Annotated in this window: 12 protein-coding genes; 2 read left to right on the plus strand and 10 right to left on the minus strand. The window is 31.2% G+C overall.

Annotation, left to right across the window (positions count from 1 at the left end; all coding sequences use genetic code 11):
• Nucleotides 1-2: 2 nt before the first annotated feature.
• The 10 genes from DI487_RS12725 to DI487_RS12770 all read right to left on the minus strand — a co-directional run bounded on the left by DI487_RS12725 (nt 3) and on the right by DI487_RS12770 (nt 15,820).
• Complete coding sequence (locus DI487_RS12725; protein WP_109569977.1) at nt 3-1,223, minus strand: TolC family protein; 1,221 nt, start codon at nt 1,221-1,223, stop codon at nt 3-5.
• Nucleotides 1,216-5,040 (minus strand): efflux RND transporter permease subunit, encoded by a 3,825-nt coding sequence (locus DI487_RS12730; protein ID WP_109569978.1) that lies wholly within the window; start codon nt 5,038-5,040, stop codon nt 1,216-1,218. The genes DI487_RS12725 and DI487_RS12730 overlap by 8 nt, the downstream gene beginning before the upstream one ends.
• A gap of 126 nt (nt 5,041-5,166) precedes the next feature.
• Nucleotides 5,167-5,484, minus strand: a complete 318-nt coding sequence (locus tag DI487_RS12735; protein ID WP_244889100.1) for a heavy-metal-associated domain-containing protein — start codon at nt 5,482-5,484, stop codon at nt 5,167-5,169.
• A 210-nt stretch (nt 5,485-5,694) separates the two neighbouring features.
• Nucleotides 5,695-6,051 (minus strand): hypothetical protein, encoded by a 357-nt coding sequence (locus tag DI487_RS12740; RefSeq protein ID WP_072780916.1) that lies wholly within the window; start codon nt 6,049-6,051, stop codon nt 5,695-5,697.
• A gap of 71 nt (nt 6,052-6,122) precedes the next feature.
• Nucleotides 6,123-8,114, minus strand: coding sequence for a heavy metal translocating P-type ATPase (locus DI487_RS12745; RefSeq protein WP_109569979.1), 1,992 nt, complete (start codon nt 8,112-8,114; stop codon nt 6,123-6,125).
• A gap of 6 nt (nt 8,115-8,120) precedes the next feature.
• Nucleotides 8,121-8,486 (minus strand): DUF3703 domain-containing protein, encoded by a 366-nt coding sequence (locus DI487_RS12750; protein ID WP_072780921.1) that lies wholly within the window; start codon nt 8,484-8,486, stop codon nt 8,121-8,123.
• Nucleotides 8,487-8,508: 22 nt separating this feature from the next.
• Nucleotides 8,509-9,783, minus strand: coding sequence for an efflux RND transporter periplasmic adaptor subunit (locus DI487_RS12755; RefSeq protein ID WP_109569980.1), 1,275 nt, complete (start codon nt 9,781-9,783; stop codon nt 8,509-8,511).
• A gap of 11 nt (nt 9,784-9,794) precedes the next feature.
• Complete coding sequence (locus DI487_RS12760) at nt 9,795-14,111, minus strand: CusA/CzcA family heavy metal efflux RND transporter (RefSeq protein WP_109569981.1); 4,317 nt, start codon at nt 14,109-14,111, stop codon at nt 9,795-9,797.
• 97 nt (nt 14,112-14,208) lie between these two features.
• Nucleotides 14,209-14,535 carry a DUF6660 family protein gene (locus DI487_RS16645; RefSeq protein WP_227658696.1) on the minus strand — a complete coding sequence of 109 codons (327 nt, stop codon included), beginning with the start codon at nt 14,533-14,535 and terminating at the stop codon, nt 14,209-14,211.
• 43 nt (nt 14,536-14,578) lie between these two features.
• Nucleotides 14,579-15,820: a site-specific integrase gene (locus DI487_RS12770; protein WP_072780933.1), complete on the minus strand. Its 1,242-nt coding sequence runs from the start codon at nt 15,818-15,820 to the stop codon at nt 14,579-14,581.
• Between the two features lie 417 nt (nt 15,821-16,237).
• Between DI487_RS12770 and DI487_RS12775 the strand changes: the two genes are divergently transcribed.
• Nucleotides 16,238-17,305 (plus strand): site-specific integrase, encoded by a 1,068-nt coding sequence (locus DI487_RS12775; RefSeq protein ID WP_109569982.1) that lies wholly within the window; start codon nt 16,238-16,240, stop codon nt 17,303-17,305.
• A 471-nt stretch (nt 17,306-17,776) separates the two neighbouring features.
• Complete coding sequence (locus DI487_RS12780; protein ID WP_109569983.1) at nt 17,777-18,082, plus strand: helix-turn-helix domain-containing protein; 306 nt, start codon at nt 17,777-17,779, stop codon at nt 18,080-18,082.
• The last annotated feature ends 29 nt before the right edge of the window (nt 18,083-18,111 follow it).

The raw sequence follows: 18,111 nt of genomic DNA on the forward strand, positions 1-18,111 counted from the left end.
GATTAAAATTGTTTTGCGGTTAAATAATCTAATTCTGCTAATTTTACATGAAAAGTACTTATACTTGACAATTGCAATTTTTGATATTTTAAAAGCTCTTGTTGCATACGTAATACTTCTTCAAAATCTTTATTGGCATTACTGTAGTAGGCAAATAATAGACTTAAACTTTTGGATAGTGTTATTACTTGTCCTTCATATAATTTTAACAAATCTCTTTCTTTTTGCAATTCAAAAACAAGTTTGTAATAGGTTCCGTTCAATTTGTTTTCATAAGCTTCTTTTTGAAAAGAATAATTTTCCTGCATTAATTTTGCTTCGGTAACTGCTGCGTCGTATTTTTTTCTAAAAATGGGCAAACTAACTGTAACCATAGGCATGATAACATCTTTACCCGAATCTGGAAAATTATTCATTCCGTTACCTACAAAAACATAATCTAAACCAATACCTAATTTTGGCAAACCTTGCTTTCTGGCTGCTTCAATTGTAGCTTCCGAAGCTTGCTTTTTTAATTCAAGTTCTTGTAGTATAGGGTTAGTAGCTATTGAATCTTTACGATATTCTATGGGTAATTCTATTGTTTCTATTTTTTTAGAAACAACAATTTTTTCATCATACTTTCTATTTAGAATACTGTTGAACCAAGATGTTAATGCGGGTTCTTTTTTATTTAAAATTTCTAAATTAGTTTGAGCATCTTTTATCATAATATCCACACGTAGAACATCTACTAAACTTCCTTTAGCATTTTGAAATTTTGTATTGGCTATGCTTTTGTATGATTCTAAAATTCTAATGTTTTCTTGTTCAATTTCTTTTAAACCGTGCAATTCATATAATGGATAATATACAGCGGCTACTTGTGAAAACAATTGGTTTTTAGCATTTAAGAATGCTTGATATTTACTTTCTGCAAGTAAAGTTGCTGCATTTTTTTGTGCTTTTAAAGTACCAAACCAAGGAAACATTTGCGAAAGAGATAATCGAACATTTTGCGGTCCAAGTCTTGTTTCTACGGGTGAGATAAAATACCCCATTGAAAGATTAGGATCGGGCAAAGAGCTAACTTGTGGTATTTTTTGCATGGCTGCTTCAAACTCTTTATACTTTGCTTTTAATTCTGGATTATTTTCCGCAGCAATAGTATAATAATCGTTTAAAGATTGTCCTTTAGCATTATAAGCAAAAAATAAAATGAATATAATTATTAGTTTACGCATTTCTCTTTTCTTTATTTTTAATTACTGTTTCTCTCCAAAATGCTTGTAATACTGGTACTACAAACATGGTCATAATTTGAATGGTCATACCTCCAAAGGTTGGAATTGCCATTGGAATCATAATATCTGAGCCTTTTCCTGTTGAGGTTAAAACTGGTAGCAAGGCAATGATTGTTGTAGCCGTTGTCATCACAGCAGGTCTAACTCTCATTTTACCAGCTTCAACTACAGCATCACGAACTTCAGACACTGTTTGCGGATCTTTTTCTTCAAAAACTTGGTGAATATAAGAACCCATAATTACACCATCATCAGTAGCAATTCCAAATAATGCTATGAAACCTACCCAGACTGCCACACTTAAATTAATGGAATGCATTTGAAATAAATCCCGCATGTTAACATCTGCAATGGCAAAATTCATAAACCAATCTTGTCCATATAACCAGAGCATAATAAATCCTCCTGCAAATGCAACAAATACTCCAGAGAAATGGATTGACGATGCAATAACAGTCTTGAATTGAAAATAAAGTAACAAAAAGATAACGATTAAACAAATAGGAATTACAATTGAAAGTCTTTTCATTGCTCTTATTTGATTTTCATAACTTCCTGAAAATTTATAATTTACACCTTGAGGCACTACCAATTCGCCTGAATCAATTTTAGCTTGAATTGCTTTTTGAGCATCATTTACTACATCAACTTCGGCATAGCCATCATTTTTATCGAATAATACAAAACCAACCAGAAAAGTATCTTCACTTTTAATGGCTTGAGGTCCTTTTTTGTATTCAAACTGAACTAATTGACCTAACGGAATCTGTGCGCCAGTAGGAGTAGCTATTAATATTTTTCCTAATGCTTCAGGGCTATCTCTTAATTCTCTAGGATAGCGAACTCTTATAGGATAGCGTTCTCTTCCTTCAACAGTTGAAGAAATTTTCATTCCTCCAATTGCTGTTTCAATAGTTTGTTGAACATCTTCTATATTTAAGCCAAATCGAGCAATTTTTTCTCTATCAATATTTAAATGTAAATAAGGTTTTCCTACGATTCTATCGGCAAAAACAGCTTCGCTTTTTACAGAAGGAACTTCTTTAATAATGGCTTCTAATTCTAATCCAAATTCTTCAATAGTTTTTAAATCGGGTCCAAAAACTTTTATTCCCATAGGTGCTCTCATTCCTGTTTGAAGCATAACCAAACGTGTTTCGATAGGTTGTAATTTGGGAGCAGATGTAACACCTGGTATTTTAGAAGCTTTTACAATTTCATTCCAGATATCATCGGGTGATTGAATTATATCGCGCCAATTTCTATAGAAAGAACCATCTTCGTCATGTATTAAATTTTTTACAGTAATTGCCTGTTTTAGTGCTTCATCATGTGAAAGTGTATCACCAGATTTTGTAATGTAACGACCTTTATTATCGGTTTTAAACCGCATTCGATGTCCGTTAGCATCCAAAATATATTCTGGCTTATAATTGATAACGTTTTCATACATTGAAATTGGAGCAGGGTCTAAAGCACTTTCTACACGTCCTAATTTCCCAACTGCCATATCAACTTCGGGAATGTGGTTTAGAATCATATCGAGTTGTCCAACTACTTTTCTGTTTTGTTCTACACCAGCATGAGGCATAGATGTTGGCATTAAAAGATAGCTTCCTTCATTAAGTGTTGGCATGAATTCGGAACCAATTCCAGGAAATGTATGTGATGGTACTGACCAAATTTTAGAGGATCTAATATTCCAACCTAATTTGTCGAATCCATTGGCAACAAAGCCAAAAGTACTGTCGAATCCTATCCAAACTAAAACTCCAAAAAACAATGTTATCATTGGTAATAACATAAATTTTCCTTTATTTTCTAAACACCAACGCAGTACTTTTTCATAGGAACTTACGATATACAAAAGAACACCTAATATTATTCCTAACAAAATGATTACAAATAGGTAATTACCAATTACACTTATCTGAGGACCTAAAGGCATCCATTCTTCGGTAAGGAAAAAGGATACAATAAATAAAACTACAATTAAATTGAAATGTTTTGTATAGGGTTGATATTTTTGAGGTATTTTGTGATTTAAGAGATCATATAATCCCATTAATGTTAAAGCTAAAGGAAGCCAAATTTTAAAATAAATACTCAATAATATACCTCCAGAAATAAATACATACGCCCAAAAACGTTTTACTCTTTTTTTGTCGTAGTCAATCCCAAAAATATAATGAGCTAAAGATGGAAGAATAATTAATCCTAAAACAAAAGCACCTAATAAAGCAAATGTTTTAGTAAATGCTAAAGGTCTAAATAATTTTCCTTCGGCAGATTCCATAGCAAATACAGGAATAAAACTTACAACCGTAGTTGCTAAGGCAGTTGTAATAGCTGAAACAACTTCAGTAGTTGCTTCATAAATTACCTGCATTAATTTTTTGCCTTTTGCGCCATGGTTTTCTGGCATTTCGAGATGTCGAATAATATTTTCGACAAACACGACGCCTACATCTACCATTACTCCAATTGCAATAGCAATTCCTGATAAAGCCACTACGTTAGCATCTACACCAGCATAACGCATTACAATGAAAGTCATTAATACTCCAACGGGTAATAAGCTGGAAATGATTAAAGAAGCTCTTAAATTTAAAACTAAAAGTAAAACTACAATAATACTTATTAATACTTCATGCGAAAGAGCCATTTCTAAGGTTCCAATTGTTTCCTGAATTAATTCTGTTCGATCATAAAAAGGAACAATTGTTAATTGGCTTACAACACCATTAGCTAATGTTTTTTTAGGTAAACCTGGTGCAATTTCATTGATTTTAGATTTTACACCATTAATTACTTCTAATGGATTAGAGCCATATCGTGCAATAACAACACCACCTACGGCTTCAGCACCTCCTTTATCTAGAATTCCTCTTCTTGTTTCTGGACCTAATGCAACTACACCAATATCTTTTATACGTATTGGCACATTATCTTTTACAGCAACAACTGCCAATTCAATATCTTCTACTTTTTTTACATATCCAAGACCTCTAACCAAATATTCGGCTTGGTTGATTTCAATTGTTTTAGCTCCAACATCTTTATTTGATTTTTGTACCGCAGTCATTACTTGCATCAAACTAATATTGTAAGCTTTTAATGCATCAGGATTAACGTCTATTTGGTACTCTTTTACAAAACCTCCGATAGATGCTACTTCTGAAACTCCTTGCACAGCATTTAATCCATATTTAATATAGAAATCTTGTGCTGTTCTAATTTCTTGTAAATCCCATCCACCTGTTGGATTTCCATCTTTATCTCTTCCTTCAACTGTGTACCAATACACTTGCCCTAATGCTGTTGCATCTGGTCCAAGTGATGGTTTTACATTTTCAGGTAATAAACTATTAGGTAATGAATTTAATTTTTCAAGTATTCTGGATCTAGACCAGTAGAATTCAATATCATCATCGAAGATTATATAAATACTTGAAAAACCAAAAATAGAATTACTTCTAATGGATTTTACACCTGGAATACCTAATAAATAAGTAGTCAAAGGATAAGAGATTTGGTCTTCAATATCCTGTGGTGATCTACCTTGCCATTGTGTAAAAACAATTTGTTGATTTTCACCAATATCTGGAATAGCATCAACCGCAACTGAATCAGAAGGAAGGAAAGGTATTTTCCAGTTAAACGGAGCTGTGGAAATACCCCATAAAATTAGAACCATCAGAATAAGAACAGTTACTAATCTATTTTCAAGGAAATATTTAATTATTTTATTTAACATCTGAATATAAAATTTATAACCATAGAAATATTATTTACCAAATATTTTGGCAATCAAGTTTTCAATATTCCTCTAAAGTTTTTTTGCTCTAGAGGAATAGGTTAATTACAACTGATTAAAGCACAATTACTCGCGGTCATACTGACAACAACCCGGAAGGTTGTCGTAATCCTCATCTTTTGCTTTGGCAAGTTCTGAATCATATCCAGCTATAGCTATACGCTTTGCTATTTCTTCTTTATTTGTTTTAGATTCATCGTATGTTACTGTTGCTATTTTAGTTTCTTTGTTCCATACTACTGTAGCAATATCATTGATGTTTCCTGCTTTTTCTATCGTTTTTTTACACATTCCACAATTCCCTGAAACTTTAATTTCCTCCGTTTTTGTGTTTTTTGTTTGTGCATTTATAGTGGTAGATAACAATACTGTGATTGCTATCATTATTTTTACTAATGATTTTTTCATTTTATATGATTTTAGTATTCAAAAAGAATTTTTCTTGAATGATTTTTTGAAATAAATTTAAATTGAATAGCAGCTATGATAAATTAAATAAGCATTTTAAACATGATAATTTAAGATTCAAAAGTCTGTTATAAAAAATAGCAAATGCTATAAATTTGACATAAGTATGGCTGTCAAATTTTAAATTTAGCTTATTTTAGGTATAAGCCATATAGAAGAATAACCATCTGACGGTAAGTTTACAGTATGGTAAAATTTTGTTTTACTTGTAGAAAAATCAAAATTATTATTTGTAAATTCTATTTCATTAAAGAAAAAAGCAATGAAACTAACAGAAGAAGTTGTTGTGCAATTTGAGTGTCCGCAACTTCCATTACATCCTTCATCATCCATGCTGTTGTCACAACAGCTTTTTTCTTTTGTATTAGAAGTAGAAACTTCTTTTTCACAAGATTGTTGATTGTCACTACCACATGCAAAAGAGCTGTTAGGAATAAAAAATATACCTAAAAGCAATATTATTATGATGTATGACTTTTTCATTTTTTGTTAAAAAACGTATCAAAGTTAATCAAAATAAATTAATTTTTATAAAGAAAATGTTAATAATACAATTAAAACTTCATTCTTTGTATTCTAACAGCGTTTAATATTGCTAATAAAGCGACTCCTACATCGGCAAAAACCGCTTCCCACATCGTAGCTAAACCACCAGCACCTAGAATTAGAACTATCGCTTTTACTGTAAAAGCTAAAGTGATATTTTGCCAAACAATTTTCTTGGTTTGTTTTCCAATGTTTATTGCTATTGGAATTTTTGAAGGTTTATCGTCTTGAATTACTACATCAGCCGTTTCAATTGTTGCATCACTACCTAAACCTCCCATTGCTATACCCACATTGCTTAAAGCGACTACTGGTGCATCATTAACACCATCACCTACAAAAGCTACTGTTTGGTTTTTAGCTATAATTTCTTTGACTTTATTTACTTTATCTTCTGGTAATAAATCACCAAACGCATTTGTAATTCCTAATTTTTGAGCCACAAATTGTACCACGTTATTTTTATCTCCACTTAACATAGTAGTTTTGATTCCTAATACTTTTAGTTTATCGATAGTTCGCTGTGCATCTTCTTTTATACTATCTGCAATGGTTAAGTAACCGACAAATTTATTATCATACGCCACTGCAATCAGTGTATACACAATACTTGATGGATCAATATCATATTTAATAGAAAACTTATCCATTAATTTAAAGTTTCCCACTAAAAGTTCTTTACCATTTGCACTAGCTTTTAAACCGTGTCCAGCTATTTCTTTAACTTCCTTAAGACTGATTTTACTATCTATTTCTCCAACAAAATCATGAATAGCTGTAGCTACTGGATGTGTACTTTGGCTTTCAATAGCGTTTACTAATTGAAGTATTTCTTTTTGGTCAAATTCCGATTTAAAAACTACTTCTTGTACTTTAAAAACACCTTCTGTCATGGTTCCTGTTTTGTCCATCACTACGTTTTGAATAGAAGCCATTACGTCTAAAAAATTACTTCCTTTGAAAAGGATTCCGTTTTTAGAAGCTGCTCCAATTCCACCAAAATATCCTAATGGAATACTAATAACTAATGCACAAGGACATGAAATTACCAAGAAAATTAAAGCTCTATACAACCAATCGTTAAAAACATAATTTTCTACAAAAAGCATTGGCACTAAACATATTCCAATTGCTAAAAACACCACAATAGGTGTGTAGATTTTAGCAAATTTTCTAATGAATAATTCTGTTGGAGCTTTTTTAGATGTTGCTTCTTGCACCATTTCCAGAATTTTTGATAATTTACTATCTGTATAAGCTGTTGTTACTTTAACTTGAGAAACCGAATTCAAATTAATCATTCCTGCTAAAACTGTTTCTCCTTTTAGTTTTGAATCTGGTTTACTTTCTCCCGTAAGAGCTGCTGTATTGAAGGAAGCTTTATCTGATACTAATTCTCCATCTAAACCTAATTTTTCTCCAGCTTTAAGTTGGATTATATCTCCGATTTTAGCCGTTGATGCTTTAATGGTTTTAGCTACATTATTCTCTATAATAGTAACTTCGTCAGGTCTTTGATCTAATAATGATTTTATATTTCTTTTGGCTCTTTGTACTGCCAATGATTGAAAAATTTCTCCAATGGCATAAAATAGCATTACCGCTACACCTTCAGGATATTCACCAATAGCAAAAGCCCCTATAGTAGCAATAGACATTAGTAAAAATTCAGAGAATACATCACTTTTACGAATACTTTGTATGGCTTCTTTTATAACTGGGAGTCCGACTGGTATATAGGCTGCAACATACCAAACTATTCTAACCCAACCCACAAACCAAGATTGGGTAAAATAATTATCAAAACCAATGGCCAACAATAATAAGCCGAAACTTATTATTGCTGGTAAAAATAATTGGAAGGTAGATTTTTCTTTAGAAGTATGGTCATGATCATGTCCATCATCTTCTGCATGTTCCTCTTCTGCTTTATTGATTTTTTCTTCAATTCTACAGCATTCTGCAACGTCTTCTATTTGGTGTGATTTTTTATCTGTCATAGTAATCTAAGTGTTTACATTTAATATTTTTTGAATGTCTTCAGGAATTTCCATTGCTCTTAATGGTGGAACATTTGCACCACCTGTATTTCCGACAGGAATGTGACCCACAAATGATTTTACACCACCTACTAGTAATCTTGGTATTTGACCAAAAATTTCTTTGGCATTTTTAATTTTAAATCCAAACTGTAACATTTTCCAATGGACAAATGTATGTTCATACGGATATTTTTGTCCGATTATGTGTGCTCTTTCTAAATGAAACCAAGACTTTTGTAAATTATTTTCCTTAAAATTATTTTTTGCTAATTCTAGTTCAGCATTATAAAAAGGTTTCAATTTTGTAGGCATATTGGTATTTACTTTCATCTCTATTTTTTGTTATAAATTATTAATGAACGTGTTCTCCACCACCTTTTGAAGCTGCTAATAAATAGAATGCTCCTTTGACTACAATTTTCGCATTGGCTGGAATGGGTTCAACAAATTTTACCTCCGTGTACCCTAAATCAGTTGTTCCTGGTATCACTTCAATGGCTTTAAAATGAATTTCATCATGTCCTTCCTCTTCTCCAGAAGCTTCTTCGTCATGATTATGTGCTTCTCCTTCTTTATGAACGTGTGCTTCTTTTTTTGCTTTTGGAGTTTCTTCTGTATGTTCTTCTTGCATATAAATATAATATTTATCTCCGTTTCTTACAATTGCGTCTTTAGGTAATGCTTGAACCATTTGATTTGTAATGTTAATATTAGCTGCCACATACATTCCAGAAATTAAATCTTTTGTGTCATTTTCATTAATCTTGGCATGTACTGCAACCGATTTACTTTCGTTTGAAAAGGATTTGTTAATACCAAATATTTTTCCTTTAATGACTTTATTCGATTGATTGGTTAGTACGAAATCAACTTCTTGACCAATAGAAATTTTACTCATGTCTTTTTCAAAAACGTTCAAATCGAGGTGCATTTGTTTGTTGTCAATTACTTCAAAAAGAGTAATTCCTGTGTCTGCAAAAGCTCCTTTTGTAATGCCTATTTTACCCACATAACCACTTATAGGAGCAATGATAGGAATGATAGAAGAGTTCCCTGATAGACTTACATTTAATGCTTGTAATTTGTTTTTGGCTGCTTGTGCTCTTGCTCTTTCAGTTGCCAATTTAGCTTTTACTTCTTGAAATACTTTGCGAGGATTTACATCTTCTTCACTCAAAGTTTTTTGACGATTGTATTCTAATTGTAAATATTCAATATTTGCTACAGCAGCATTGTAATCTTCTTGTATTTCTGCCACTTGAAGGTTTTGAAGTGTAGCCAAAGTTTTTCCTTTTGCTACATAAGTACCTTCTAATACAAAGATGTCTTTTACCACTCCACCAATTAAGGTTGAAACATCTGCTCGGTTTTGAGGTGGAACAGTTGTGTAACCATTGGCTTTGATGATTGTATTGAGGTTTTTCATTTCAATACTACCAATTTCAATGCCCACGGTTTCGAATTGAGCTGTTGTTAATGCAACTTCTGTTTCCGATTTTTCTTCTTCATGCTCTTCTTCTGTTTTCTTTTCTCCACATGAGTTTAGAATCAAAAGGAAAGAAGAAAGAAGAAATATTTTAAAAATTGAACCTATTTTATAATTTGGTTTTAAAGATATATTGATCATTATCGTGAGTATTAATTGTTATTGAAAGATGGAAATTGCATTTGAATAGCACTTTGATTGTAAGCGTTTACTGCTTCGATATTTTGCTTTTTAATATCAATGGCTTGATTTAAGAAACTGATGTAAGACCAGTAACTCATATCGCCATTGGCATAACTTTTTTGAGCAGTAGTGATTATCTGTTCTGCATATTTTAACCCTTCTTTTTCAAAATATTGAATTGCTTTTTCTTGTTTAGAAAATTGGTTTACTAATTGTTCTTTTTGCAGTTTTAAAGTTAATTTTGTTTTATCAAATTCTAATTGCGATTGCGACATACTTATTTCAGAAGCTTTAGCACGAGCTGTATTTGCACCGCTAAACAAAGGAATTTGCAAACCAACAGTAAATCCTTGAAAATAAGATTCTTTGTTTAATGTTTGACCAAAGTAACCCAAGCCTAATTTTGGTGCTCTAGATTTCTTAAAAGCATTTGATTCTTTTTCAAAAACCGTTGCTTGTTGGGTATAATAATCACTTACTAATGTTTCTACCTTATTTTCATTTAAAGCAGCTGCATGTATATATTTTAAAGGAGTTGTACTCTCTGGAAGTATATCTTCATTTGTCTGTATAAAATACTGTAACTGTTTTTGGTAGATTACTAAATCAAGAAGCATTTGTTCTTTTAAGGTTTCTATTTCCTTTACTTTAGCTTTTGCACTAATTACTTCTATGTTTCCGCTTTCACCTGTTTTAAAACGAAGTTCTGCATTTTTTAGAAATTTTGAATACACATCATATAATTCGTCATTTAGCTTTTGAATTGAAATTCCATACAGATATTGATAATAAGCTAAAGTTACAGCTTTTTCAATTTCATATTCTGATAATGCTTTTTGCTTTTCTGCCAACTTTGCCAGTTCTTCCTGAAGTTGTCTGTTTGCTTTTGTACTTCCTCCTACAGGAAAATATTGCTGAATACTCACATTATTGTCATAATCTGAACTATTGTATTGTCCTCCCATATATTCAATTTGGAGAGGCTCTGCTTGAAAAGCAGTTTTTTTCAAAACTGTTTGTTTTTCAATTTCCTTATCAGCAATTTTTAAATCCATATTATTGGCTTTAGCCATTTCAATAGCTTGTTGTAAACTTATAGGTTTACCATTTTGAGCAAATGAAAAAGTACTTATAAATAATATGATTATAGTTATGATAGGATTAGATATTTTTTTTCTTTTTTTAAAACCTTTCTCAAATAATAAATAAAGAATAGGAAGAACAATTAAGGTTAATAAGGTTGCTGAAAATAACCCCCCAATAACAACTGTTGCTAATGGTTTTTGCACTTCTGCACCACCGCTAGTTGATAATGCCATTGGTAAAAACCCTAATGAAGCAACTGCAGCTGTCATTAAAACTGGTCTAAGTCTTGTTTTTGTACCAATTAAAACTCTTTGTAAAGGATCTTTAATTCCTTCAGATTTTAATTGGTTAAAATAGGAGATTAAAACAATACCATTTAAAACCGCAATACCGAATAAAGCAATAAAACCAATACCTGCAGAAATGCTAAAAGGCATTCCTCTCATCCATAAAGCAAAAACACCTCCAATTGCTGACAATGGTATAGCTGTAAAAATTAATAAGGCTTGTTTCATGCTATTGAATGTAAAGAATAACAAAACCATAATTAATCCCAATGCAATAGGTAAAGCTACAGAAAGTCTTTTATTGGCTTCTACTAAATTTTCAAATTGACCTCCATAAGTTATATAATATCCTGCTGGAAGTTCAAAATTTGTTTCTAATTTTTGTTGAATTTCCTCAACAACACTTTTTACATCACGACCACGTACATTTAATCCTATGGTTATTCTTCGCTTTCCATTTTCACGAGAAACCTGAACTGGTCCTTGCTCGTATTCTACAGAAGCTACTTGATAAAGTGGTACTTGTTGGCCGCTTGGTAATGGTATAAAAAGATTAGATACATCTGAAATATCACTACGATTTTCTGCATTCATTCTAACTACTACATCAAAACGTTTACTTTCTTCATAAATTTTACCTGCACTTTCACCCGCAAAAGAGGATCGGATGATTTTATTTACATCTGTAATATTTAGTCCATACAAGGCAATTTTATCGTAATCATATTTAATAGTGATTTGTGGTAACCCTGTTACTTTATCGGGTTTTAAATCACCCACTCCTTGAATATTATTTACTTTTGAAATTAATTCTTTTGCTTTTTCATCTAATACTTCTAAATCATCACCAAAAATTTTTATAGCAATATCACTTCTACTACCAGTCATTAATTCGTTAAAACGCATTTGAATAGGTTGAGAAACTTCAATATTTGCTCCAGGAATAACCTCTATTTCTTCTTTCATCAAGTTAGCTAGATCTTCCCAGTTTTCAGCCGAACTCCATTCTGATTTATCTTTCAAAACAATAATAAAATCACCACTTTCAATAGGCATAGGATCTGTAGGAATTTCTCCACTACCAATTTTTGTTACAATAGTTTTAATTTCAGGAAATTTTGCTTTTAAAATTTTTTGACATTTAGTTGAAGTTTCAATAGTTTGAGTAAGCGAACTTCCTGTCATAATTGTAACATTTATTGCTAAATCTCCCTCTTCAATAGTTGGAATAAATTCACCACCCATATTTTGGAAAACTAGTAATGCCATTACAAATAATCCGATTGCAATACCCAATACTGCTTTTTTTATTTGTAATGCTTTGTCTAAAAACGGAGTATATATTTTTTCTAACCATGCTATCAATTTATCACTGAAATTTTCAGTATGTTCTGTCTTTTTAGACAAGAACATTGCACTCATCATGGGCACATAAGTTAAAGAAAGGATGAAAGCACCAATTACAGCAAAGCCAACAGTCATAGCCATTGGTTTAAACATTTTACCTTCTGTTCCCACTAATGCTAATATTGGTAGATATACGATTAAAATAATTATTTCTCCAAAAGCAGCACTGTTACGAATTTTAGAAGCAGATTGGTACACTTCAACATCCATTTCTAATTGAGTCAAATTCTTTTTCCTTTTAAGTTTCTGTAAATGATGCATTGTTGCTTCTACAATAATTACTGCTCCATCAACAATAATCCCAAAATCGATAGCCCCTAAACTCATTAAATTTCCACTTACTCCAAATTGATTCATTAATATAACCGCAAACAGCATTGACAATGGAATTACTGAAGCTACTATTAATCCTGCTCGTAAGTTTCCTAGAAATAAAATCAATACAAAAATTACAATTAATGCTCCTTCTAATAAGTTCTTACTAATTGTACCAATGGCATTCTCTACTAATTTACCTCTGTCAATAAAAGCTTCTGCAACAACTCCTTCTGGAAGTGTTTTATTAATCTGAACCATTCTTTCTTTAACTCTATCTACAACTGCTTTTGAGTTTTCACCTTTTAACATTAATGCCATTCCACAAACAATTTCTCCTTTACCATCTTTTGTAGCTGCACCATATCTCATAGCATATCCCTCTTTAACCGAAGCTACATCACGAATTAGAACAGGTGTACCGTTTCTATTTTTTACAACAACATTTTCTAAATCCTTACTTCCGGTTGCCATACCTACACCACGAATAAAGTAGGTCATTTGATCTTTTTCTATATATGCACCCCCAGTATTCTGGTTGTTTTTTTCTAAAGCTTCAAAAATTTCAGTTATGGTTACATCTAAACTCTTTAAAGTATTTGGTTTAACAGCTATTTCAAACTGTTTTAATTTACCACCCCAAGTAGCAACTTCTGCAACACCTTCAATCCCTTGTAATTGTGGAATGATAATCCAATCTTGGATAGTTCTTAATTTGATTGCATCGTATTTATCTTCATATCCTTTTTTAGCATATACATCGTATTGAAATATTTCTCCTAAACCAGTTGAAATGGGAGCCATTTCTGGAGAACCTGCATAAGCTGGGATATTTTCTTTGGCTTGACTTATTCGTTGAAAAATTTGATTCCTTGCCCAATAAATATCTACATCATCTTTAAAAACAACAGTAACAACAGAAAGTCCAAAACGAGAAATACTTCGCAGTTCTATAACTTTTGGAATTGTTTTTAAAGATTGCTCTAATGGATATGTAATGAGTTGCTCAATTTCTTGACTGGCTAAAGTAGGTGCATTTGTAATAATTTGCACTTGATTATTAGTAACATCTGGTAATGCGTCAAGTGGTAATTGTTTTATTGAATAGCTTCCCCAAGCTACTAACACAAGTGTAAAAAGTAGTATAACGAATTTGTTCTTTATACTGAATTGTATGATTTTGTCTAACATTGAAAATATTATAATGAATTAGAAATTAGCAAATTAAAAATTTGCCATAATTTGTGGTAAAAACACAAGTTTCTAACCCGAAATTACTCGGGCTTCATTATACTATTTGAGGTGGTTGCCAAATACTCCCAAAGAAATTGGAATACAAATTAGATTTGTAAATGGAGTTTAGCGTTTGAATTTCTACTGTTGGAGTATGAAAATTAAAAACTATTGTAGGAACATAAGATAAAACACTTTGTCTGCAACAATTACAAACACAAAAAGGAGAACAAGCGTCATTTTCCTTATCGTGTGAATGATTTTCGTGGTTTGTGTCTATTTTACTAGAAGTGTGCGTAAAACTAGTTGCTTCCACATCTGCACATGGCAAACATGAAAGTACTACTAAATACAGAGATAATATGTAGTTTAAAAATTTCACAGCTGTAAAAGTAGTAAAATTAATTTTTAATTTTTACTTTTTTTTATGCTTCTTTACTATTCAACTTAAAACTAGAACTAAATTTATCTTTCAAAATTTTCATATCCTCACTTACTTTTCTATCCAATACTTTAGCGTAATGTTGAGTAGTTCTCAAATTTTTATGCCCCAGCATTTTACTTACGCTTTCAATAGGAACACCATTTGTAAGCGTTACTGTAGTTGCAAATGTATGTCGGGCAATGTGAAAGGTTAGTTCTTTTTCGATTTCACAAACACCGGCTATTTCTTTTAGATAGGCATTCATTTTTTGGTTGGACAGGATAGGGAGTAGTTTATCTTCATTTAAACATTGTGGATGATTTTCATATTTATCGATAATAATTTGTGTCACCGGAAGTATTGGAATTTTTGAAGCTGATTCTGTTTTTTGTCTGTGAGTAAAAATCCATTGCTCGCCATCAATACCGTAGCTTATATGCGACTTCGTTAAGTTTTTGACATCTATATAGGCTAAACCTGTAAAGCAGCTGAAAAGGAAAATATCGCGAACTAAAGATAATCGCTCTGTTTTAAAGTCTTTTTCTATTATAGTTTGAATCTCGTCTTCGTTGAGGTACACACGTTCTACTTCTTTGACTTTGGATTTGTAGTTTGCAAATGGATTTTTATCCAACCAATCATTGGCCAAACATATCTTGATAATTTTATTGAAGTTTTTGATGTATTTCACCGCTGTATTATTAGCGCAGTTTCTTACGCTTCGTAACCAAAATTCATAATCGGTTATAAAGGCATGATCTATCTTTGTAATATCGATATCAGAAACGTTGTATTTCCATTGCATGAACTCGATAGTATGTTTCAATGAAGTAGTGTAGCGTTCCAGTGTTCCTGGAGCGTATTCTTTTCCAACCAATTCTTTTATTTTGTTGTTATGGTCTTGGAAGATGGGAACGAGCATACGCTTGGTTTCGGAAAAACCAAATAATTCATTTTTTAAATTCTCTGAAGTTATACTAATGTCTTTTTTGAATAGTTTCTTCTCTGCTTCTAAAACTTGATTTTTTAGATAATCAAGATGACTATTGATTGTTCTAGCTTCTTCATTAGTGCCTTTTACTTTGCTACCTTCTGAGGACCATTTATCGGGATTAATGTATTTGTTGGTACTAAACTCAAATCGTTTAGCATTGACCGTTACTCTGGTGTAGATTGGACAAACTCCTAAATTGTTAACTTTTGCTCTCTTGATGTAGAAGAGAATTGCTACTGCTGTGTTCATTGTTGGTGACCTTAAAGTTAGTATTAAATTTATTCGATTTAATAACTACACACAAGATGTACATTTTTTGAATATGTTATTGAACACCTTGTAGTAGTGGTGTTTTCGTTGCGAGGAGTCACTTGAAATTCTAATTTTTTAGTGACACCTTGAAAGACACCTAAACTTTGAGATTTAATGAATAATTTGGTATAGACTTAAAAGAAAAAACCCGCTAAATCATTGAATTTAGCGGGTTTTAGTACCGTTTGCTTTTCAGCTCGCGGAGAAAGAGGCTCCCGAACTTTTTGTATTTAACTTAATCTGTTTTTATCTAACTTATTTAATTTGCACTTGTTATAGCTGATTTACAACAAAGATAAATAAAATTTAAGTATCTTTGAAAAAATAAAAACGGCAACTTAAACGGCAACTATTATGGGTAATGTTATATTTAGTTTAAAGTCCCCTGTAGATGAGAAAAAAGAAAATTTAGTTCTACTAATCTTTAGATACGATGGTAAGAAACTTGTTTATTCAACAGGTCAAAAAATTTTAAAAAAGCATTGGGATTTTGAAAACAAATGTGCTGAAGGAAAATCTAAATTTCCTCAAAGTGCCGAATTTAATTATTACTTAAAAACGTTAAGAAATAAAACAGAGGAAATCTATAGAAATTCATTAATTGAAAGTAAACCACTTTCTATTTCTGAATTTAAAAAAGCTTTAGATATTTCACTTAATAAAGTAAAACAAAAAGAAACTCCAACTCTTTTAAATTTTATTGATGAATTTATTCAAAAAAGAGAATTAGCAGGAAAACCGAAAGGCTCAATTCAAGTATATAAAAAGACTTTAAAGCACCTTAAAGATTACAGTAAGAAATATGGTAAATTAAACTACGAAGATATAGACATTGATTTTTTGGATAAATTTCAAAACTTTTTATATTCTCCGCCACGTTCGCTTTCAGTAAATTATTCATTGAAATTAATCCAAAATTTGAAATTATTTTTAAATGAAGCCTCTGAATATGGTTACAATATTAATACAGCTTACAAAAGCAGAAAATTTACTATCAAAAAAGAAGATATAACTCATATCTATTTAACTATTGAAGAGCTTGAAAAAATGTATAATGAAGATTTGAGCGAAAATCCAAAATTAGAGAGAGTTAGAGATAGTTTTATTGTAGGTTGTTTTACAGGTTTGAGATTTTCAGATTTTAGTAACTTACAACCTCAACATTTTAAAACGATTGATGGTGTTGAAGTCGTGGAAATAGTAACACAAAAGACAAAGCAAAAGGTAGTAATACCAGTGCATCCAAAAGTAAGAGCTATTTTAAATAAATATAATGGTGTAATGCCAAGACAAATAACAAATCAAAAGATTAATGAGTATCTTAAAGAGTTGGGTAAAAAAGTAAAGATTGATGAAGATATTTTAATAGTAAAAACCAAAGGGGACAAAGAACAGAGGAAATTTTTAAAAAATATGATTTAATAAGTTCGCATACTGCAAGACGTTCGTTTGCAACGAATAGTTTTAAGTTAGGAATGAATTCTTTGAATATAATGCGAATTACTGGACATAAAACAGAGGCAAGTTTTTTACAATATATAAAAATTTCTAACGAAGAAAATGCCGTCTTAATGGCTCAGAATGATTTTTTTAAGTAATTGAATATTAATACTTTGAATATCAATTAAATTTCATTGAAATTTAATAAACAACTGAATTTAAGGGTTTTATATTTATTTTTTTTGAATTTAACTTTTTGTAATCGAAATTTATTATTAGTTTTGTCATAGAAAGTTAAAAACTATACTCGACTTCATAGAACCATATTCATTTTATGGTAGGAACATTTGAACAGCTTTACTGTATAGTTTTATCAAATTCCAAAGCTGTTTAAATCATATAGAACATATTATAAATTTTTAACATTTTCATTTTAGACAATGGACTAAACTTATGTCGTTTTATCTTGAAGGAATTACTCCGCAGGAACTAAAAGAACTCTTTAGAGAGGCTGTGAAGGAAGAGATAGAAGCTGTTATAAAACAGCAAAAGGAAAAATCTTCTAACTATACAAATGAATTATTAACTCGAGAAGAGACAGCAAAACTTCTCTCGGTTAGTTTACCCACTTTACACAATTGGTGCCTACAAGGTATCATTCCGAGTTACAGATTTAATACTAGGATTCGATTTAAAAGAGAGGACATAGAGAAACTCTTAGAGAATCCAAGAGGAATCAAACACAACAGAAATAAGTAATTATTGTTAAACAAAAAAGGCGTTTGAAT

This window comes from Flavobacterium sediminis (genome assembly GCF_003148385.1).
Classification (GTDB): Bacteria; Bacteroidota; Bacteroidia; order Flavobacteriales; family Flavobacteriaceae; genus Flavobacterium; species Flavobacterium sediminis.